The 20074-nt window shown below is 58.6% G+C and carries 18 protein-coding genes and 1 pseudogene; 8 read left to right on the forward strand and 11 right to left on the reverse strand.

The window, feature by feature from the left end; genetic code table 11:
• Nucleotides 1-76 precede the first annotated feature (76 nt).
• Complete coding sequence (locus ELE36_RS19650) at nt 77-2593, forward strand: glycoside hydrolase family 31 protein (RefSeq protein ID WP_129836334.1); 2517 nt, start codon at nt 77-79, stop codon at nt 2591-2593.
• Between the two features lie 7 nt (nt 2594-2600).
• On the opposite strand, the gene ELE36_RS19655 is transcribed toward ELE36_RS19650, so the two are convergent.
• The 9 genes from ELE36_RS19655 to ELE36_RS19690 all read right to left on the reverse strand — a co-directional run bounded on the left by ELE36_RS19655 (nt 2601) and on the right by ELE36_RS19690 (nt 14275).
• Nucleotides 2601-4208 carry an alpha-amylase family glycosyl hydrolase gene (locus ELE36_RS19655; RefSeq protein ID WP_242512458.1) on the reverse strand — a complete coding sequence of 536 codons (1608 nt, stop codon included), beginning with the start codon at nt 4206-4208 and terminating at the stop codon, nt 2601-2603.
• A gap of 103 nt (nt 4209-4311) precedes the next feature.
• Nucleotides 4312-5772, reverse strand: a complete 1461-nt coding sequence (locus ELE36_RS19660) for an MFS transporter (RefSeq protein ID WP_129836338.1) — start codon at nt 5770-5772, stop codon at nt 4312-4314.
• Nucleotides 5773-5814: 42 nt separating this feature from the next.
• The gene (locus ELE36_RS19665) at nt 5815-8040 is read right to left on the reverse strand and encodes an alpha-L-rhamnosidase-related protein (RefSeq protein WP_165371703.1); all 2226 of its coding nucleotides are present in this window, start codon (nt 8038-8040) and stop codon (nt 5815-5817) included.
• Complete coding sequence (locus tag ELE36_RS19670) at nt 8033-9664, reverse strand: alpha-glucosidase (protein WP_129836340.1); 1632 nt, start codon at nt 9662-9664, stop codon at nt 8033-8035. Before ELE36_RS19670 ends, ELE36_RS19665 begins: the two co-directional genes overlap by 8 nt.
• Nucleotides 9665-10401: 737 nt before the next feature.
• Nucleotides 10402-10590: a hypothetical protein gene (locus ELE36_RS19675; RefSeq protein WP_129835609.1), complete on the reverse strand. Its 189-nt coding sequence runs from the start codon at nt 10588-10590 to the stop codon at nt 10402-10404.
• Complete coding sequence (locus ELE36_RS19680; RefSeq protein ID WP_129835611.1) at nt 10587-12101, reverse strand: IS1182 family transposase; 1515 nt, start codon at nt 12099-12101, stop codon at nt 10587-10589. Before ELE36_RS19680 ends, ELE36_RS19675 begins: the two co-directional genes overlap by 4 nt.
• Nucleotides 12102-12324: 223 nt before the next feature.
• Nucleotides 12325-12492: a hypothetical protein gene (locus ELE36_RS20445; RefSeq protein WP_165371704.1), complete on the reverse strand. Its 168-nt coding sequence runs from the start codon at nt 12490-12492 to the stop codon at nt 12325-12327.
• 83 nt (nt 12493-12575) lie between these two features.
• Nucleotides 12576-12764, reverse strand: a complete 189-nt coding sequence (locus ELE36_RS19685; protein ID WP_129836342.1) for a hypothetical protein — start codon at nt 12762-12764, stop codon at nt 12576-12578.
• A complete protein-coding gene (locus ELE36_RS19690; protein ID WP_129835611.1) occupies nt 12761-14275 on the reverse strand; it encodes an IS1182 family transposase in 1515 nt (504 codons plus the stop codon). The genes ELE36_RS19685 and ELE36_RS19690 overlap by 4 nt, the downstream gene beginning before the upstream one ends.
• A gap of 367 nt (nt 14276-14642) precedes the next feature.
• Between ELE36_RS19690 and ELE36_RS19695 the strand changes: the two genes are divergently transcribed.
• The 4 genes from ELE36_RS19695 (at nt 14643) to ELE36_RS19710 (ending at nt 17083) form a co-directional block, all read left to right on the forward strand.
• Nucleotides 14643-15674, forward strand: a complete 1032-nt coding sequence (locus tag ELE36_RS19695) for a hypothetical protein (protein ID WP_129836343.1) — start codon at nt 14643-14645, stop codon at nt 15672-15674.
• Entirely contained in the window at nt 15674-16246 is a 573-nt protein-coding gene (locus ELE36_RS19700) for a GTP-binding protein (RefSeq protein ID WP_129836345.1), read from the forward strand. The genes ELE36_RS19695 and ELE36_RS19700 overlap by 1 nt, the downstream gene beginning before the upstream one ends.
• Nucleotides 16243-16650 carry a roadblock/LC7 domain-containing protein gene (locus tag ELE36_RS19705; RefSeq protein WP_129836347.1) on the forward strand — a complete coding sequence of 136 codons (408 nt, stop codon included), beginning with the start codon at nt 16243-16245 and terminating at the stop codon, nt 16648-16650. The genes ELE36_RS19700 and ELE36_RS19705 overlap by 4 nt, the downstream gene beginning before the upstream one ends.
• Nucleotides 16651-16723: 73 nt before the next feature.
• Nucleotides 16724-17083, forward strand: coding sequence for a hypothetical protein (locus tag ELE36_RS19710; RefSeq protein WP_129836349.1), 360 nt, complete (start codon nt 16724-16726; stop codon nt 17081-17083).
• 230 nt (nt 17084-17313) lie between these two features.
• Here ELE36_RS19710 and ELE36_RS19715 read toward each other — a convergent pair whose 3' ends face one another.
• Nucleotides 17314-17481 carry a transposase gene (locus tag ELE36_RS19715; RefSeq protein WP_207215826.1) on the reverse strand — a complete coding sequence of 56 codons (168 nt, stop codon included), beginning with the start codon at nt 17479-17481 and terminating at the stop codon, nt 17314-17316.
• 282 nt (nt 17482-17763) lie between these two features.
• On the opposite strand from ELE36_RS19715, the gene ELE36_RS19720 reads away from it, so the two are divergent.
• From ELE36_RS19720 to ELE36_RS19730, 3 genes and pseudogenes are all read left to right on the forward strand, one after another.
• Nucleotides 17764-18327, forward strand: a complete 564-nt coding sequence (locus ELE36_RS19720; RefSeq protein WP_129836351.1) for a hypothetical protein — start codon at nt 17764-17766, stop codon at nt 18325-18327.
• A 10-nt stretch (nt 18328-18337) separates the two neighbouring features.
• Nucleotides 18338-18496, forward strand: a pseudogene (locus ELE36_RS19725) (transposase); the annotation flags it as partial.
• Complete coding sequence (locus tag ELE36_RS19730) at nt 18490-19290, forward strand: dipeptidase (protein ID WP_242512236.1); 801 nt, start codon at nt 18490-18492, stop codon at nt 19288-19290. The pseudogene ELE36_RS19725 and the gene ELE36_RS19730, both read left to right, overlap by 7 nt.
• Here the strand turns inward: ELE36_RS19730 and ELE36_RS19735 are convergent.
• Nucleotides 19277-20066 (reverse strand): IS5 family transposase gene (locus ELE36_RS19735; protein ID WP_129836353.1). Its coding sequence is split into 2 segments (ribosomal slippage): nt 19277-19805 and nt 19804-20066, totalling 792 coding nucleotides; the frame shifts between segments, so codons are not numbered across the junction. The genes ELE36_RS19730 and ELE36_RS19735 overlap by 14 nt on opposite strands.
• Nucleotides 20067-20074 lie beyond the last annotated feature (8 nt).

A 20074-nucleotide genomic window follows, 5' to 3' on the forward strand; every position in this document is an offset into this window, starting at 1 on the left:
TTGCATACGTATTCATTTGTAATTTCGCCATGGAAAGTCGGACTCTTGTCCACGCTGCTCCTTGGGATGAATACGTATGCAATCGAATAATCAAACGCGTATTGAGCGTGATACGTATCGCAAGCGTGCGCGGCCAGGTGCTTTTATCGCCCTCCTGCTACTGAGTTGGATGCCAGCCACATTTGCGGCGTGGCAAACGCTGGGCGCGGTTACCCAGATGACTGCGACTGCCGACAGCGTCGAACTTTCGACCCAGAGCGGCGCGCATGTTCGGATCAACTTTGTCAGTCGCGATGTGCTGCGTATCCGCATGAGCCCGCACGGCGTTTTTGCCACGGATTTTTCCTACGCACTCACACAGTCCACGCCGGCATCGATCGCGCTGAAGGTCGACGCGGATGCATCGGGCGAGCTGTTCACTATCCGCCCGGCCGGAGCCGACGGCTTGCGCGTGATCGTGCACAAACAACCGAATTTTCTGATTGATATAACGGATGCGCAAGGCAATGTGATCGTGGCCGACGATCCGGCCCGACCGATGGCTTTTGATGCGCAGAACGGCGCGGTTGAGACATCGAAGTTGCGCGCGGCGAGCGAGCTGTATTACGGCTTCGGCGAAAAAGCGTTGCCGCTGTCGCGGCATCAGCAGTACATGACGATGTGGAACAGCGACACGCCACGCTACGCGCTCGGACTCGATCCTCTGTATCAGGACATCCCATTCTTTATGGCCTTGCATGACGGCAAAAGCTACGGCGTTTTTTTCGACAATACCTGGCGCAGTTATTTCGATATGGGCAAGACCGATCCCGCGCGCTACAGCTTCGGCGCTGGCGGCGGTGAATTGAATTATTACGTTTTCTCCGGTGCTGCCGAACGCAGCCCAGCCAATGTATTGCGCGACTACAGCCAGCTGACCGGGCGCGGCGAATTGCCACCGGTGTGGGCGCTGGGATATCAGCAGTCGCGTTATTCGTACACGCCGCAAGCGCGCGTCGAGGAAGTCGCGCGCACTTTTCGTGCAAAGAAAATTCCGGCTGATGTGATTTATCTCGACATCGATTACATGCAGGGTTTCCGTGTCTTTACGTGGTCGCAGCGTGACTTCCCGGCACCGGAAAAAATGCTGCGCGAACTGCATGGCGAAGGTTTCCATGTCGTCACGATTATCGATCCCGGTATCAAGCGGGACGATCAATATCCGGTCTATCGCAGCGGTCGAGAGCAGAATGTTTTCACGCGCGATGCGGCGGGCGAAGAACTGCATGCCACGGTCTGGCCCGGGCAGTGCGCATTCCCGGACTTCACCGATCCGCAGGCGCGGCAATGGTGGGGTGGCTGGTATGCAAAATCGCTGCAGCAAGGCGTTGATGGTTTCTGGAACGACATGAATGAGCCAGCCACATTTCCGCCGCCGGATTCGAACCAGCCGATCCTCGCACACGATGCCGGCAAAACTTTTCCGCTGGATGCGCGGCATGCGGGCGATGGTCAGCCCGGAGATCATGCGCGTTACCACAACGTCTATGGCATGCAGATGGCGCGCGCCACCTTCGAGGGTTTGCGCGCGTTGCAGCCGCAACATCGTCCGCTGGTATTGACCCGCGCAGGTTACGCCGGCGTGCAACGTTATGCCGCGGTGTGGACCGGCGACAATGTGGCGTCGTGGGAGCACCTAGCCTTGACCATTCCGATGCTGACCAATCTGTCCATTTCCGGCGTGCCGTTTATCGGCGCCGACGTCGGTGGTTTTGTCGGATCACCGTCGGCAGAATTGTATGCGCGCTGGTTGCAGGCTGCCGCGTTGACACCGTTCCTGCGCACGCACGCCGAGATCGGCTCGAACGATCGCGAGCCGTGGTCCTACGGTGAAGAATTCGAACGCATCAATCGCGCCACCATCGCGCTGCGTTATCGCTTGCTGCCGTATCTCTACACCCTGTTTGCGCAGAACGCAGCGAGTGGCGCGGCGCTATTGCGACCGCTGTGGTTCGCTTATCCACACGATGTGAAAACGTATCTGCTCGACGATCAATATCTGCTCGGTCGCGATTTGCTGGTCGCGCCGGTGTTGCACGCCGGCGACATCCAGCGAGAGGTCTATTTTCCGCAGGGCGACGCCTGGCGCAATTGGTGGACCGGCCAATATTACGCAGGCGGCGGCACGGTAAAAATCGATGGGCCAATCGATCGCCTGCCGTTATTCGTGCGTGTCGGCGCGATCATTCCGAGCCAGCCCGTGGTACAGCACACCGGCGAGATGGCGCACACCGTGCTGACCTTGAACGTGGCGCTCGGCGCCGATGGTTTGAGTGAAATCTATCAGGATGCCGGTGACGGATATGCGTACCGCAACGGCGTATCGCGCACGACAAAAATGAGTTTACGCGGTGATATTTTGCGCGTGCAGATTTCTGCCGCGCCGAGTTTTCAGCGCATCGGCTTTGTCGAATTTATCGGCCTGGATGCCGCGCCGGCCCGCGTCACTGCGGACGGAAAAATACTGCGCGAACTCAGCTTCGATGCGCCAACGCGACGGCTGCGTGTAACGTTGCCAGCGCGCTCGGTTGCCGAGCTTGTATTGCAACGCTGATCCGCCCTCAACCTGCCTTGTGGCTCATCAAGTCGCGCAAGCGCGCACGCAGATCCGTACGCGTTAATGCATGGTCGTACAAATAAATCCGAACGCCGTGCGCAGCCACGGCGGTGTGCAGATTTTCGCCGACGCGGAGAGTTTCGCTAGTGAGCGCATCGCGCCATTTTCCGGCCTGCAGATAATCGCGTACATCGATACTCGATTCAGTATCGCCTTTGTTCAACAACACCAGCGCGGTCTGGGTCGTGCCGGCATTTTCATAAACACGATAGAACACGGCCAGATCGCCGGCCAGATGAACGTCAAGTTGCAGCCCGCGTTGCAGCGCAATCGAATTTCGGCGCACATTGGCGATGCGTTTCAGTTGCTGATAGATCCGACTCGCCGGCGCCGCATTGACACGTTGCTGACCAAAATAATTGCGATTGCCGGCGTGCTCGGCGCGACCGCGCATAAAGCCGGTTTCCGAGCCGTAATAGATCACCGGAATGCCGCGCGCGGTGAACAGCCAATTGTGCGCGTCGATGAAACCGGCGTCGCTCGCATTCAATCGCGCCATGTCGTGATTGTCGTAGAACGTGATCAGTTCATACGGATTGCGATACGGTCCGTTTTCGAGAAATAGTGCCGGTTCAAGCGCGGCATAGTCGCTGCCCGAATGCTCGAATACCTGCGCAATTTTCTGCTTCAGCGGGAAATCCAGCACCGTGATCGCGCCGCCTTCGTCGCGCGTATACGGCGCGATCTTGCTCGCGTCGTAGTCGAAGTTTTCTCCAAACATGAAAAAGCCCGGATGCCGCGCGCGAATACGTGCGCTGAATTTTTTCCAGTAGGCGGTAGGCGTGAGACCGATCGCATCGATGCGAAAAGCCGCCGCGCCCTGATCAATCCATTGCTCATACGCGCCGACAAAATAATCCAGCGCGGCCGGATTGTTTTCGTCGATGTTCGAGAGCTGCGCGAGGATCGGCGTGGTCTTGTAGAACGCTTGCAACGGCTGGTGTTTCGGGTCGAGTTTTTCGGGCGGCAGGTTAGCTTGATCGGCGATCAGATGATTCTGCGCGTCGTAGATCTTGCCGAACTTCGGCTGCATGATCGGCATCGTCCATGCCGGTGAACCGTGGTTGGCAACGATGTCGAGCACGGTCTGCAAACCCTTCTCGCGCAGCTTGTGCGTGAACGCGGCGAAGTCGAGATCCGGGCTTGGCAGGTGTTCGTCGAGCTTGAAAAAATTGTCGCTCCAGTAGCCGTGATAACCGGTCTTGCCGCGATCGGTCAGGCCACTGCCCCAGCTCACCGGATCGCCGCCGCTGAAGGCTTCATCGGGATTGTCGGTGATCGGCGTGATCCAGACCGCACCGAAGCCGAGGTCGTGGATGTAATCGGCATTGTCGAGCACGCCTTTGAAATCGCCGCCGAGGTAACCGATGTTGTCGCTTTCGCCATTCGGCCCGGGAATGCGCACATCGAACGTCGGATGCGTACCACCCTGATCGCGTTGATCGTTGCCCGGATCGCCGTTGACAAAACGGTCGGTGACGACGAAATAAATCGACTCACTGGCGAACGGTTCCAGCGTGCCGTAAAACACATCGGTGGATGCGACGGCGATGTCACTTGTCGGTTTTGGCGCGCTCGCACAAGCGCTCAGCGTGCAGGCAATGATGATCACAATGCCCGTGCGAAACGCCTTGCCGCAGTTATGCAGAATCATTTCAAATCTCCTTGATACGCAGCGTGCACAGCCCGGCCACAATCAGGCTGACGCCACCGATCAGCAATGCATTGATCGGTGCATTGGCAAAAAAAGTCTTCAGCAAAAATCCCAGCACACTGGCCGCGAGCAGTTGCGGAATCACGATGAAGAAATTGAAGATGCCCATGTACACGCCCATTTTTTTGGCCGGCACGCTGTCCGACAACAACGCGTACGGCAACGATAGGATCGATGCCCAGGCGATGCCGACACCGACCATCGAGGCCAACAGCCAATGCGGATCGCGAATCCATAGGAACGACAGCAGGCCGATGCCGCCGAGACACAGGTTGATCAGATGCGACGAACGCAAACCGAGGCGTCGTGTCATCCACGGAATGACGATCGCGGCGAGCGCAGCAAAACCGTTGTACGCGGCAAACAACACGCCGACCCAATTCGCGCCTTCGTTGTAGGCAAGCGACGAAGTATCTTTTGTTGCAAAGTGTACTTCTGTCACCGCGCTGGTGGTGTAGATCCACATCGCGAACAAGGCGAACCACGAAAAAAATTGCACGACCGCGAGCCGACGCATGGTGATCGGCATCGCCTGCAGATCGGCGACGATCGTTGCGAACATGTTTTGCGAGCGGCTGAAACTCACCGCTATCTGCAGCACGCCGTAAGCAAGGATGCCGCCAGCGAGCAGGTAGAGCTGTTTGTCGATGCGGCTCAAATACACCGCAAGCAGCGCCGCGCAACCCGCCGTCAACCACAACATGCCGGCAACACGAACCCGCGCATGTTGCAGCGGCGCACTTGGCGTACGCGGAACGGTATCGAATGAAGCCAGTGCCTCGGGTGGATATTCGCGGGTCGAAAGTACAGTCCACGCGACCGCGCCGAACAGCGCGATCGCGCCAGCATAAAACGCGTACTTGACGGTGTCGGGAATCGCCCCCGGCGCGGCGCTGTTGGCAATACCGAGCTGCGCGAGAAACCATGGCAGCAGACTTGCCACCACTGAACCGATGCCGATAAAAAAACTCTGCATCGCGTAACCGCTCGCGCGTTGTGCTGGCGGCAATTGATCGCCGACAAACGCGCGAAACGGTTCCATGGAAATATTGATCGATGCATCCAGCAGCCACAACACGACGGCGGCAAACCACAGCGTCGGCGAATTCGGCATGGCGAACAAGGCCAGCGTGGCGAGAATCGCCCCGACCAGAAAATACGGGCGTCGCCGACCCAGCCGGCCCCAAGTGCGATCGGAAAAATAACCGACGATCGGTTGCACCAGCAACCCGGTCAGTGGTGCGGCGATCCACAAGATCGGGATGTCATCGAGACTCGCGCCGAGGGTCTGAAAAATGCGGCTGACATTCGAGTTCTGCAATGCAAAACCGAATTGCACGCCCATGAAGCCGAAGCACATGTTCCAGATTTGCCAGAAGGTCAGTTGCGGTCGCGTGGTCATGGAAACGTTTGCCTGAAAGTGTGATGGCGGTGGCGCTGTGACTCAGTCCAGCGGCGTGATCTGCAGGTCGCCAGTGTCTGCGGCATGGATCGCACCTGACGCGCCACCTTCGCCGCCGGTGTAGCGTATGTAGTGCGCCAGCATGCTCATGTTGAAGCCGTTTTCGAGCGCGAATTCGCAGCGCTCTCCGGCCCGCGCGTTGAACGTCATCGCGGTCGACGCCTGCCAGCCCACACTGTGCGGCATCAGCAGCGGTGCAGATTGCGTATCGACGCGACCGCATTGCACCTGCAGAATTTTTTCGGCCGCCGTGATGCCGGTATTGATCGGGCCGTGGTTATTGCGATAGTCCAGCCGCACCACATAATGCCCGCTGCGTGGTGCCGACCAAAGCCGCGGCCACACGCCTGTCACCGGCACCGTATCGCCGACGCAGACGCTATCGCTCGGCAGCGACTCGATACCTTTGTCATCGCTGCGAGTCAGGCTGATGCATTGCTGTTCACGACGATGCGCCAAGGTTGTCGTGCCGCTGAAATTTCGCACCGCGCGATCGTTGATATACAAGTGCAGCGGCCCTGTGGTGGTGCTGCGAATTTGCCAGTGTGCACCGTCACGAATGACGACTGGCAGCGCCGGCGTGGATGGCGCATACGCGCTGTGCTGCAACGGCAATGGCGAAGACGCGACGTGCCGCGCACGCAGTTGCACGCGAATGTCGCGGCGATCCGCCACACTCGAATCCGCGACCAGCAGGTTCGCATCATCCGCCATCTGCGCCGGCTTGATCAGCGTGATGTGGCGCTCGGCCAAATCGAGCCGGATTTCATTGCGATCACCAAACAGCATCGGCACAAGTTCGCGCGGAATTTTCGGGTCGATCGTATCGTGATCGGTGAGGCCGAATACGCCTTCGACGACCATGTCGAGATAGGCGGCGACTGACCACAACTGGCGTTTTGAATTGACCACCGGCCCGCTGTTGGCGCCATCGATAAACGTTGTCGCCTGAGTCGTGAACTCGTAGTTTTCCATATTCGATCCCGCTAGTGCCGCGCCGCGCATGATCGAGCGCAACTCGTGCGCAATGCGCGCGGGCTCGTCGAGTGTGCGAGCGGCGCGTAACGCATACGCGCTAACAAACGGCCAGATCGCGCGGTTGTGATAGATCGGCACATCGTCGTGTTCGGGCCAGATCACCGCGCTGCCGGCATCCCACGTCGGATAATTCGCCAGCGCGCGACGCGCATGCGCTGGCGGCGCGATGCCGGACAAAATCACCAGCGCGGTGCCGAGCAAGTCATACGCTTCGATGCGGCGCGGCGCATTCAAACCGCCGCTGTAACTCATGTACAAGCCGCGATCCTCACGCCAGAAATTTTTCTCGATCGCCGCGCCGAGCTGTTCGGCCTGCTGCCGGTATACCGCGCTGTCGGCATCACCTCGCGTTTGCGCCATTTGCTTCGCCAACTGCAGCGCCTGGTAAAACAAAACGTTGGTCGATAGCGCAAACGACTCGGCGATAAAATTGACGTTGCGCGCGGTCCAGCCCGGATAACTTTGTTCGCGCCAATCGAGGAACGACGTCTCGCCGCGATACAAGCCGCGTTGCTTGTCGAAAACATGGCGGCGATCCTGCGCCAAAGTATCTTTTAGTGCTTTGTATACTTTTTCCGAAAATACCGGGTCGCTGAGCAAATGGCGCGCGCCGAGAAACCACACGATGCGATCGCTACTCACCGGCCAGCTGCCGCCGCTGCCGGTATCCTGCACGACGTAGCTGGCGGGAATAACCGCTGTTTCAATCGTCGCGCGCAGTCCGGACAACTTGAATTCGAGCCCGTTGCGCGCGCGCTGCGGATCGAAACGAAAAAGCGCCAAATCAGTGGCGTAGGCCAGATCGCGGGTCCAGACATATTTCCATTTTTCGCCGGTTTCCAAGCACTCGCATGGCAGCGCTGCGCCGTGATCGAACGCGGCATCGGTAATCTGGCTTACACGCGCCTGCTCAAGCTCCTGCTGCGCGAGCGCGAACAGCGCATCGAATAACGGGCTGGCGGTGGTGCTGACCGCCGACTGTCGCGGCAACAAACGTATCACGCCATTGGCGGTGAGTTGGTAACCATCCGGCGTGACCGCCGCCGTGGTGATGCGGCCGCGATATTGCAGTTCGGTCGACCACGGCTCAGCCGCGCTTGTCGCGGCAATTGGCAGCGCAATCAACGCAGCAATCAGCAGCGATTTCCACCCATGGCATTGCTCAGTCATGCGGGTTGGAGACGACGCGCGCATAGATCGCCGCATATCCCGCCAACTGCAATTGGTTAGCTTGTATCTCACCAGCCAGCGGGCCGGGACATTCGATTTGCTGCAGTAACAATGACGGCGGCAACGGCGCGGTTAGCGCAGTTTCGCCGAGGTTGAACGCGACGAACAAAACATCATCGCCAAGCGTGCGGATGAAAAGCAGCAAGGGTTCCGCCGCCTCGATAAAACGAATCGTGCCCCAGCGCAATGCCGGCTGGTTTTTGCGCCAATGCATGAAGTTGCGCACGCCGTTTAATACCGATGTGCTATCGGCTTGCTGACGCGAAACAGCAAGCGCACGGTGCTGATCGGGGATCGGCAGCCACGGTGCGGCGGTGCTGAAACCCGCGCTTTTGCTATCGTCCCACGGCATCGGCGTGCGACAACCATCGCGCCCTTTGAAGTTCGGCCAGAACGCGATGCCATACGGATCCTGCAATTGCGCGAACGGCACATCGGCCTCGGTCAAGCCAAGTTCCTCGCCCTGATAAATGCACATCGAACCACGCAATGATGCGACCAACGCCACCAGTAGTTTTGGCAGCGAGGGCAGTGCTGTTTCGCCGCCCCAGCGACTCACCACACGTTTCACATCATGATTGGAAATGGCCCAGCACGGCCAGCCATCGGTAAGTTTCTGCTCCAGTGCCTCGACGGTCTGGCGGATATAACGCGCCGAGAAATCATCGCCGAGCAATTCAAAACTGTAGGCCATGTGCAGGCGATTGCCGTGCGTGTATTCGGCCATCGTCGCCAACGAATCTTCCGACGAAATCTCGCCGAGCATCGCCACCTGCGGATAGCTGTCGGCAAGGCGTCGCAGGTCTTCGAGGAAGAGCAGATTTTCCGGCTGGGTATTGTTGTAGTAGTGATACTGAAACGCGTACGGGTTGTCGGCACTGAAACCGCGGCCAACACGTTGCGCTTTTGGTTTGGCCGGATTGTCGCGCAACTGCGCATCGTGGAAACAGAAGTTGATGGCATCGAGACGAAACGCATCCACACCTTTTTCCATCCAGAACCGCAGATTCTCCAGGGTTGCTGCACGCACTGCCGGATTGTGGAAATTCAGATCGGCCTGCGCCGACAGAAAGTTGTGCAGATAATACTGGCCGCGCCGCGGCTCCCAGCGCCAGGCCACACCACCGAAGATCGATAGCCAGTTGTTGGGCGGCGTGCCGTCAGCTTTTGCATCGGCCCAAACGTACCAGTCGGCCTTGGCATTGCTGGCATTTTCGCGGCTCTCGCGAAACCAGTCGTGGGCGATCGAGGTATGACTCAACACCTGATCGATCATGACCTTCAGCCCGAGCCGATGCGCCTTGTCGAGCAGCTCATCGAAATCCGCCATGTCACCGAACAGCGGATCCACCTGGCGATAGTCGGCGATGTCATAACCGAAATCGGCCATCGGCGATTTGAAGAACGGCGAGATCCAGATCGCATCGACGCCAAGACTCGCGATGTAGTCCAGCCGCGCGATGATGCCCGGCAGATCGCCCACGCCATCACCGTTGGTATCGAGAAAGCTGCGCGGGTAAATCTGATAGATGACGGCGCTGCGCCACCAGGTCGAATCGGGCATCGATACTGCTCCCCATGCATTCCGGCCCGTTTACAGACGTGCCCTTGATTGTCCGCGACAGCTTAGCGTTTCGCCTTGCCCGGAACACAAAAGTGCATACGTATTCATTGAAGTGGCCGCGATGCTCGAACGTGGACTTACCGAAAGCAATGGCAGATAGTTGCGTCTCGATTCGGAAACGGCCTTTCGTAACAGCTCAGCTTTATTTGTCGGATGCGTGCGCAGGTATAACTGGCGATCGCTGCACTGGGGGTTTTTACCGATAGACCATCTGCAAAATATTAGGACGTCTAAATCGGAGAGCCTGATCTGTCTTTCCCGAAAAACAAGCGCGGATATAATTGTTCAATATGCATCACGCTGCCGTCGTTGACTTTAGACCGCGCGACCGGAAGACTCACCCCATTTCTAATTCTAGTTAGAAGGCCAAGCGAAATGTCTGTCGAGCATTGGATTGTTGGTCCCGAACATGACGACTCGCTTTTCGTGCGCTTGGGTCACGCACTCAGATCTCTAGGTTACAAACTCGGCCCAGAGTGGTCAGGTGTCGGGGGCTCGCAAGAAATCTCCAACTGGGAGGTATCGAGTGAGAACGGTACACTTGTCGTCGAGTCCGAGACGTTTATTGGGCTGTCTGTCTTAGGCGCTGCCAAGTTGGTTCAACAACTGCGGTTACAGTTCGAGGCGGCTTAGCCTTCTAACAATTCATTCAAGCGGACGTGCCTTTGGCACGCCGCTTAATTCAGGCGTTGAGGCTGTAGAAAAACCCCTTTTCGAGCACGCGCGATGATCTTCGCGGCGATATGAGAACGCTGCATGTCAGGGTGTTTGTCTGCCGACGCGCTCGTGGTGCGCGTCGGCATCCGGGCCATAGCTGCCTGATGCGTAAAACCCTCGAAGCGCGCGGGCTTTTCCGTTGCCTTCATGCTGCTTTTCGGTAGTTCGCCCACTTCTCGATGTTGTGCACCAGAGCGAACAGCTTCCATTGACCATCCACCTTTGTCTGGCCACGCAGGGTGAAGCGGTTGAGCCGTTTGTTGTGGCGCAGGTTACCGAACACCGGCTCGACCGTGGCGAAGCGTCTTCCATACTGTTCGCGGCCTTCGTCACTGTCGATGCGTTCGCGCATGCGTTGCGTGTGCGTGGCGATGGCTTTGCGCGTGAGCACGGCGACTTGCCGTGCCGGTGTCGTCTCGGGTTTGCGCAGGCATTGCGCTCGTCGTGTGCAGTGCTCGCACGTCGCTGCCGGCGCGCGGAACTTGATGGCGGCGTAACTACCGATGGTGCAGTCCTTGCCATTGCGATACAGCCGTTGACCGGCCGGGCAGATGGCGTGCGAATGATCTGCTGCGATGATGAAATCCTCGCTGCCAAACAGGCGCGGTTTCTTTGCTCGACGTGATTTGTCGTAAAGCGGATCGGGCTTGCTCGTGTGTTTGCCCTGCTCGGCAAACCGTTCGTCGCGACGGCGCATCTGGTTGTCGGCAATCAATGCATCGATACCGCGTTCGGCCAGTGCGGCGAGGTTGGCTTCGCAGTGATAACCGGCATCGGCGGTGATCAGCGTGGTGGCGTTGCGTTGATAGGCGCAGGCATCCAGCACCGGCAGCAGCAGCTCTTGTTCCGATCCGGTGCCATGCGCCGAGGCCTCGACAATGACCTGATGTGCAGCATCGACGACAGCGACGCCGCAGTAGCCTTGGATCACCCCTTTGTCGGTAGCCAGCTTGGCCGAGGCGTTGTCGGTGCGGTTGGATTTACGGATCGATCCGCGCGTACCGGCGCGGTCGGTGGGGTTCTCGATTAGCCACGTGCGCAGCTTCGCTGCTTCCTTCGTCAGGCGCTCGATGCGTGCGGTCGCCTTCGCATCCATGACGGTCTCGGCGCTGCCGGCATCGTTGGCCTGATGACGGTCGAGCATGGTCTTGGCGGCACGCTCCATCTTCTGTGCTTGCGCGAGAAACTCCGCGCGTGTGCCGGAGCGGTGCTTCGAGGCATTCGACGGCAGTTTGACGCCGTCGATGGCGAACATGGTTCGCCCGATCAGACCTTCCTTGCCGAGCAGCGTCAGTACCTGACCGAACACCGACGCGATCGCATCCCGCGAGCGGCTGACGAAGTCCGCGATCGTGGTGAAGTGCGGCTTGGCATCGCCCGTGATCGCGATGAACACAACATTGTCGCGGCACGCGCGCTCGATCGCACGTGAGCTGATCATGCCTTGCGAGTAGGCCAACAGCACTGCCTTGAGCAACATCGCCGGCGCATGCGCCGACGCACCGACCTCATCGTTGCGGTAGTGCGCATCGAACAGCGATAAGTCCAGCGCGTCGACGACGTGATGCACGGCGTGGGCGAACGAGCCCGGTAGCAACTGCGCTTCCAGATCCACCGGCAACAGCCGCGGACTCATGTCCACCACTTTGTAGCGCGCCATCACCGACTCCCTTGATCATCTCGCTTCTTGCGAGCAAGATCGGGGCCAGTTTTTCTACAGCTTCGTTAGGGGTCGCATGAAAGTATTCGCTCTACTTGTGGCTTGTGCGGTGGCACTGAGCGGGTGCGCTCGGTCGGTCAACTTCACTCTTCCAAATGGCCCGCTTAGCCTGTCGTTTACGGTAAACGGTGCTCCCACCAAACAGTGCGCTATCAGCCAAAACTCAGAGCAATACAAGGCTCTTTCCGCTTGGCTCCGCACGCATCAAGATGGCTGGCAGAGCAGCGTCGTCACTTACATACCCAGCGTCGTAGTCACCGGCGATGGCTTCAATCTCAACTTCCTGCACTCGGCTGCCATACTCAACCATGCAAAAAGCCAATTCACTCATCAGGTGTCGCCAAACGATTACGTGTTTCTTGTCTGCGCTGGCAACCCCTAACCAGTCATCCAAGCGGACGGCTCCGCCGCCGCTTAATTCCAGCGTTGAGGCTGTAGAAAAACCCCTTTTCGAGCACGCGCGATGATCTTCGCGGCGATATGAGAACGCTGCATGTCAGGGTGTTTGTCTGCCGACGCGCTCGTGGTGCGCGTCGGCATCCGGGCCATAGCTGCCTGATGCGTAAAACCCTCGAAGCGCGCGGGCTTTTCCGTTGCCTTCATGCTGCTTTTCGGTAGTTCGCCCACTTCTCGATGTTGTGCACCAGAGCGAACAGCTTCCATTGACCATCCACCTTTGTCTGGCCACGCAGGGTGAAGCGGTTGAGCCGTTTGTTGTGGCGCAGGTTACCGAACACCGGCTCGACCGTGGCGAAGCGTCTTCCATACTGTTCGCGGCCTTCGTCACTGTCGATGCGTTCGCGCATGCGTTGCGTGTGCGTGGCGATGGCTTTGCGCGTGAGCACGGCGACTTGCCGTGCCGGTGTCGTCTCGGGTTTGCGCAGGCATTGCGCTCGTCGTGTGCAGTGCTCGCACGTCGCTGCCGGCGCGCGGAACTTGATGGCGGCGTAACTACCGATGGTGCAGTCCTTGCCATTGCGATACAGCCGTTGACCGGCCGGGCAGATGGCGTGCGAATGATCTGCTGCGATGATGAAATCCTCGCTGCCAAACAGGCGCGGTTTCTTTGCTCGACGTGATTTGTCGTAAAGCGGATCGGGCTTGCTCGTGTGTTTGCCCTGCTCGGCAAACCGTTCGTCGCGACGGCGCATCTGGTTGTCGGCAATCAATGCATCGATACCGCGTTCGGCCAGTGCGGCGAGGTTGGCTTCGCAGTGATAACCGGCATCGGCGGTGATCAGCGTGGTGGCGTTGCGTTGATAGGCGCAGGCATCCAGCACCGGCAGCAGCAGCTCTTGTTCCGATCCGGTGCCATGCGCCGAGGCCTCGACAATGACCTGATGTGCAGCATCGACGACAGCGACGCCGCAGTAGCCTTGGATCACCCCTTTGTCGGTAGCCAGCTTGGCCGAGGCGTTGTCGGTGCGGTTGGATTTACGGATCGATCCGCGCGTACCGGCGCGGTCGGTGGGGTTCTCGATTAGCCACGTGCGCAGCTTCGCTGCTTCCTTCGTCAGGCGCTCGATGCGTGCGGTCGCCTTCGCATCCATGACGGTCTCGGCGCTGCCGGCATCGTTGGCCTGATGACGGTCGAGCATGGTCTTGGCGGCACGCTCCATCTTCTGTGCTTGCGCGAGAAACTCCGCGCGTGTGCCGGAGCGGTGCTTCGAGGCATTCGACGGCAGTTTGACGCCGTCGATGGCGAACATGGTTCGCCCGATCAGACCTTCCTTGCCGAGCAGCGTCAGTACCTGACCGAACACCGACGCGATCGCATCCCGCGAGCGGCTGACGAAGTCCGCGATCGTGGTGAAGTGCGGCTTGGCATCGCCCGTGATCGCGATGAACACAACATTGTCGCGGCACGCGCGCTCGATCGCACGTGAGCTGATCATGCCTTGCGAGTAGGCCAACAGCACTGCCTTGAGCAACATCGCCGGCGCATGCGCCGACGCACCGACCTCATCGTTGCGGTAGTGCGCATCGAACAGCGATAAGTCCAGCGCGTCGACGACGTGATGCACGGCGTGGGCGAACGAGCCCGGTAGCAACTGCGCTTCCAGATCCACCGGCAACAGCCGCGGACTCATGTCCACCACTTTGTAGCGCGCCATCACCGACTCCCTTGATCATCTCGCTTCTTGCGAGCAAGATCGGGGCCAGTTTTTCTACAGCTTCGTTACATATCGTGACAAATTCATTGTCGGATATGTGACCGATGTCGCACCCGTGCGTAGTTATTTTCGGTCATCTTAGTCACGCAGTGTCTACATATGTAAGCACGTAGACCGGTGTGTTGCCGTCACCGACGTCAGCGCAAACGTTACAGGGGGTCGGAATGTTTTTTTTAGATCGCTGCTTCGTAGGCGAATGGATTCGTGCGGCCTGTAATCTGCATAAAACCATTCGTACTGACAAAAATTCGACGCGCATTTTGCATATTTCAGCGCTGCCGTTCTTGCTGGGCAAGAGGGTAGACCGATGATGCCGCGCGAGCTTACTCTCACCACGATCGGCCTGTCGCTGCACGACGATTTGTTGATCAAGTCACTGCTGCAGATCGTCAACGCGCGCACTCGCGATCGCTGGCATTTCCGCGACGACATGGAATCCGATGTCGCCCTGTGCGATCCGGAATCCGCACTCGTGCCGCTGGTACAAAAGCATGCGCAACGTAATGGCAGTCCGCGCTGCATATCGTTGGTGCACGAAGGTCTGGAGCCGATCCGCGGCACCTCGGTGCTGGCGGCGCCCGTTCGCGCTGCAGATTTCATCGCCATGCTCGATTCGGTTTCGAGTGGGCTCACCACTTCGGCGCATGCCAGTAGCGCGTCGCCGCGTGGCGATGCGATCGGCACGAACTCAATCAGTTCTCAGCCGCCGAGCTTCGGTTTGCTCATGCACGATTTGTTCGCGCAGGCCAGCAACGATGTCTATCGCATCGACAGCGCAAACGTGACCTTGCACGTGATCCCCGCAACGCGGGTCTGGTTGCTCGTGCAACCGCTGGAGGAAGATGACATCACGCAGCTGCTGCGCTCGCCACCGGACTTGACGCTCACGCGTTTATCGCGCGACCACGCGCAGCGCCTGCTGGCGGATGATCGTATCAATCCGTATCCGGTCGAGTCGTTATTGTGGCGCGCGGGGTTGCAAGGCGCGCAGGATCGACTGCTGCCCGGCTTGCCACACGATGCCAGATTTGCGCTGCGGCGCTGGCCGGACTTTGGCCGACTCAAACACGAACAAGCGCATTTCCGCATGGCCGCGCTGCTCACGCGCGCGCCGCACGATCTGGACGAGCTCGCAAATACCAGCGCGCAAACACACGAGCTTGCGCGCGGTTTCATCAACGCCTGCGCACTGTGCGATCTGATCACCGTGCGGCCGCCGGCATCGCGTGCGACAACCGTGTCCGCCACTGCGGCATCGTTCGATCGTCCATCCAGCCGTTACGCGGGAATCTTCCGTTCGATCCGCGGCGCGCTCGGCTTTTTGCAGTCGTCCGGCTAATGTCACCACGCGAATACAAACTCATCTTTACCGGCAGCATGGGCGCCGGCAAGACCACAGCCATCGCTGCGATTAGCGAGATCGAGCCGGTGCGCACCGATGTCGAAAATACCGGCCGCGACAATTGTGGCAAAGCGACCACGACCACGGCGCTGGACTACGGCGAAGTCACGCTGCCGGGTGGCGACAAACTGCGTCTGTATGGCACACCGGGTCAGGCACGATTCGATTTCATGTGGCAGATTCTCGGCCAAGGCGCGCTCGGCGTCGTGATTCTCATCGACAACAGCCGACCCGATCCGATCGCCGATTTGCGCGAGTATCTGTCTGCGTTCAAGGCCACCGTGACTGGCGCGCGCGCCGTGATCGGCATTGGACGCAGCGATACACATCCGCACCCGACCCTGGAAATGTTTCATGCAGCAACGCTCGCGCTAGGACTCGAAGCACCGGTCATGTCGGTCGATGTGCGTCGACGCGAAGATGTATTGCTATTGCTCGACGTCTTGTTTCACCAGATCGAAGTCGCCGAGCTGCTCGAAGGCACTCCCCAAACGGCAATGTCGGCATGACTGTACCTGCCGATCTGCTAGGACGTACCGAAACCGCGATCTGCCAGAAGTTGATCGATGCGCTGCTGCAGACACATACCGACATCAGCGGTGCACTGGTATCGAGCATCGACGGTTTTGAAGTCGCAGCTAACCTGCCCGGCAAGATTTCCGCCGCCAGATTGGCGGCGATGACCAGCTCGCTGCTCGCGTTGGGCGAGGCGGTCGGCAACGAAAGCGCTGTCGGGGCATGCCGTGACATCGTCATCGATGCGAGTGGCGGTCGGGTACTGCTGATGGACATCCCGCACCCGACGCGAAAGTTGCTGCTCACCGTGCTTTGCAACACCCGCGTCACCCTCGGGCAAGTGCTCTGGGCCGCGCGCAACTGTCGCCAGGAGATCGGACAGCGTCTCGGCAACTAATGAATTCTTCCGACCCGGAATGCATCGGCCGGGCCGGTCTTTAGTTCGATGCAACTACCAATGGAGAATTCCGATGGCAACACTGAATGAGTCCCTCGCAGAAATACTCACGATCGACGGCGCGTCCGCCGTATCGCTGGTCGATGGCAATAGCGGCATGATCCTCGGTGCGGCCGGCAGCGGCATCGATATGGAAGTTGCGGCCGCGGGCAACACCGAGGTCGTGCGCGCCAAGATGAAGACCATGAAAGCGCTCGGGCTGAAGGATGAAATCGAAGACATCCTGATCACGCTCGGCAAGCATTACCACATCATCCGGCCGGTCGCGAACAAGACCGGACTATTTTTCTACGTCGTGCTCGATCGGGCGCGGGCCAATTTGGCGATGGCGCGACGCAAGGTTCTGGACGTGGAAAGCACGCTGAAAATCTGAACTGCCGAGGCTGCGGACGGGCGAGCAGAGGCTCGTCGTGTCCGCAGTGCGTGGCGTTGAGGCTACAGAAAAACCTCTTTTCGCAGACGTGCGATGACTGCCACGACGGTAGGCGAACTCATTACGTAAGGACGGTTGTCTGCTGACGCGCTCGTGATGCGCGTTATCTTCTACCGCACTTTCGCTTGATGCCTAAAAGCCTCGAAGCGCGCAGACTTTTTCCGTTTTCTTCATGCCGCTTCGCGGTAGTTCGCCCACTTCTCGATGTTGTGCACCAGAGCGAACAGCTTCCATTGTCCGTCGACTTTGCTCTGGCCGTGCAGCGTGAAGCGCTTGAGCCGTTTGTTATGACGCAGATTGCCGTAGTGTGCATCGAACAGGAAATAAGTCCAGCGCATCGACCACGTGATGCGCGGCGTGGGTCAAAGAATCCGCAGATCCGTCGCGAGAAATACGTTTCATCGCGCTAACGAAAATCGAAAAAGCCCTTTCTCATCAAGCCCTGCGAATAGCCAATAGCCATGCGTCCACGAGCTATTCGCCCCGGCGTGTGGGATCGCTCGTAGTTCTCATCATTGATTGCGCAGCAGCACAGCTCCGCGCTCCCAAAGCAAGTTTGGGGTATTCTTCATCGCGGTTAGCGTTGTTCATTTGTTAGCTATGGATGGGCGAGGAAGAATATGATCGGAACGTCGAAATCGAAAACAATTCATTACAAGAATGTCCAAATAACTGGAGGGATCGTCTTACAAGACGTTCTGAAGGTCGCCATCGGGCAAGCATCAAACGCCAGCAAGCCGAAGCTTCGCCAGCAGAGTATCAATCCCGATTCTGACGCAGTGATCTTCGTGAACCGCTTCGAGGACTACAGTGGGATTACGTTTGGTCAGTTGGTGACACTAGAAGCAGGCCGCGTACAAAGATTCATTACCGTTGACGATGATGCCGACTATTACAGCATTGACTCGATGACGTCTGACAAAATTCCGTATCCTGACGGCGAGACTGCGGGTAACACGGAACACTCCAAGGCAGCGAAGCGACGTGAATTTTTGGAATCCGTTCTGTACTTCGGCGTACTTGGCAACCATATGGTGTTACTGCAGTCAGCCGGTCTTCGAAGCAATAATTTGGAAGCGCACCTGACTTGGCTACTTGGAACTCATACCTCTGCGATTCCTGAAGGGGCAATGCTTTCGCTTAGAGCCTGTTCAAAGTCTCAATCTATGAGACCGGCGTGCTGATACTGGCGGAATGAGATCAACCTATCCGAGTGACATCAGTCGCGCCCAGTTTGAGCAAATTCATCCTTTGCTGGAAAGCGCACGCAAGAAGACCAGCCCGCGTCGGGTGGATCTGTACGAGGTATTTTGCGCGGTCCGCTACCTCCTCAAAAGCGGCTGCCAGTGGCGCATGTCGACTTACTAGTTGATCATGCCGGCCATGGCCAGCCACTGGATGAAAAGACGCCGTTGATGACGGACATTCCGCGCCTGCGCGCAGGTGGCATGGGCGCACAGTTCTGGTCGGTCTGGATTCCGCCGACGGTGACTGGCCCGGCGGCCGTGCAGATGACCCTGGAAGAAATCGATATCGTCCGGACGATGGTGGCCCGCTATCCCGATGTGTTCGCAATGGCTTACACCGCCGATGACATCGATCGGATCCATCGCGAAGGTCGGATCGCTTCACTGATCGGCATCGAAGGTGGTCATCAGATCAACAATTCGATGGCCGTACTGCGTCAGATGTACGTGCTCGGCGCGCGCTATATGACGCTGACACATACCAGGAACATTGATTGGGCCGATTCGGCAACCGACGCTCCGGTGCACCATGGCCTGACGCCGTTCGGCAAGGCGATCGTGCACGAGATGAATCGGCTCGGCATGTTGGTCGATCTCAGCCACGTCTCGCCCGATACGATGCGGCAAGCGATCGCCGTCAGCGCCGCACCCGTGATGTTTTCGCATTCCAGTGCACGCGCATTGGTCGATCATCCACGCAACGTGCCCGATGATATGTTGCAGTTGGTCGCCAAAAATCATGGCGTCGTCATGGTGAATTTCTATCCCGGCTTTGATTCAGTGGCGACTGCGCACTGGGACGCGGATCGTGCGGCGGAACAGGCTCGCTACAACGCACCACCGGGCGGTCTGTATATCGGTCAGCCCGAGCGCGCTAAGAACCTGTTCAAAGTCTTTTGAGCAGTAGCGTGAGGAAGGCAAGGTGAATGAACTGGAGGCTGGTATTGAGCTTGCGCTCGCAGTTCTTCCAGAGTCGTCGGCATTTCTCCAACCAGGCGAAGGAGCGCTCGACCACCCACCGCTTCGGGATAACGGCGAAGGTATGCAATTCATTGCGTTGGGCGATCTGCACGGTGGCACCGATGGCGCCTTGGACCGCTTCGGCAAAGGGCTGGCCGACGTAGCCGCCATCCGCTAGGACACTTTGTACCCGATGTAGGTTTGCCTGACATCGATCCATCGCCTGCAAGGCGCCCTTGCGATCGGTGACTTCCGCTGTAGTCACCGCAATAGCGTGAGGCAGTCCCTGCGTATCCACGGCAATATGCCGCTTGATCCCCGAGACCTTCTTGCCGGCATCGTAGCCCTTATGCGTCGCCGTGTCGGTGTTCTTTACGCTTTGTGCATCAACGATCAAGAAGCTCGTCATGGCGTTGCGCCCCTGCTTGATACGCGCCGCGCCCACCTGATTTTTTTAACGCCCGCTCCAGCAGGCTGATGCCGTTCTCGTCAGGCTCGCTCCAGATCGAAAAGTACGAATGCACCGTTCGCCATTTCGGAAACTCCGTGGGCAGCATGCGCCACTGGCAGCCGCTTTTGAGGAGGTAGCGGACCGCGCAAAATACCTCGTACAGATCCACCCGACGCGGGCTGGTCTTCTTGCGTGCGCTTTCCAGCAAAGGATGAATTTGCTCAAACTGGGCGCGACTGATGTCACTCGGATAGGTTGATCTCATTCCGCCAG

Source organism: Pseudolysobacter antarcticus (genome assembly GCF_004168365.1).
Taxonomy (GTDB): domain Bacteria; phylum Pseudomonadota; class Gammaproteobacteria; order Xanthomonadales; family Rhodanobacteraceae; genus Pseudolysobacter; species Pseudolysobacter antarcticus.

Excerpts from the sequence above, each read along its gene's own strand:
- ELE36_RS19650 (WP_129836334.1), top strand. The coding sequence starts at position 77 with ATGCAATCGAATAATCAAACGCGTATTGAGCGTGATACGTATCGCAAG.
- ELE36_RS19660 (WP_129836338.1), bottom strand. The coding sequence starts at position 5,772 with ATGACCACGCGACCGCAACTGACCTTCTGGCAAATCTGGAACATGTGC.
- ELE36_RS19665 (WP_165371703.1), bottom strand. The coding sequence starts at position 8,040 with ATGACTGAGCAATGCCATGGGTGGAAATCGCTGCTGATTGCTGCGTTG.
- ELE36_RS19670 (WP_129836340.1), bottom strand. The coding sequence starts at position 9,664 with ATGCCCGATTCGACCTGGTGGCGCAGCGCCGTCATCTATCAGATTTAC.
- ELE36_RS19675 (WP_129835609.1), bottom strand. The coding sequence starts at position 10,590 with ATGAAGGCAACGGAAAAGCCCGCGCGCTTCGAGGGTTTTACGCATCAG.
- ELE36_RS19680 (WP_129835611.1), bottom strand. The coding sequence starts at position 12,101 with ATGGCGCGCTACAAAGTGGTGGACATGAGTCCGCGGCTGTTGCCGGTG.
- ELE36_RS20445 (WP_165371704.1), bottom strand. The coding sequence starts at position 12,492 with ATGAGTGAATTGGCTTTTTGCATGGTTGAGTATGGCAGCCGAGTGCAG.
- ELE36_RS19685 (WP_129836342.1), bottom strand. The coding sequence starts at position 12,764 with ATGAAGGCAACGGAAAAGCCCGCGCGCTTCGAGGGTTTTACGCATCAG.
- ELE36_RS19690 (WP_129835611.1), bottom strand. The coding sequence starts at position 14,275 with ATGGCGCGCTACAAAGTGGTGGACATGAGTCCGCGGCTGTTGCCGGTG.
- ELE36_RS19695 (WP_129836343.1), top strand. The coding sequence starts at position 14,643 with ATGATGCCGCGCGAGCTTACTCTCACCACGATCGGCCTGTCGCTGCAC.
- ELE36_RS19700 (WP_129836345.1), top strand. The coding sequence starts at position 15,674 with ATGTCACCACGCGAATACAAACTCATCTTTACCGGCAGCATGGGCGCC.
- ELE36_RS19705 (WP_129836347.1), top strand. The coding sequence starts at position 16,243 with ATGACTGTACCTGCCGATCTGCTAGGACGTACCGAAACCGCGATCTGC.
- ELE36_RS19710 (WP_129836349.1), top strand. The coding sequence starts at position 16,724 with ATGGCAACACTGAATGAGTCCCTCGCAGAAATACTCACGATCGACGGC.
- ELE36_RS19715 (WP_207215826.1), bottom strand. The coding sequence starts at position 17,481 with ATGCGCTGGACTTATTTCCTGTTCGATGCACACTACGGCAATCTGCGT.
- ELE36_RS19720 (WP_129836351.1), top strand. The coding sequence starts at position 17,764 with ATGATCGGAACGTCGAAATCGAAAACAATTCATTACAAGAATGTCCAA.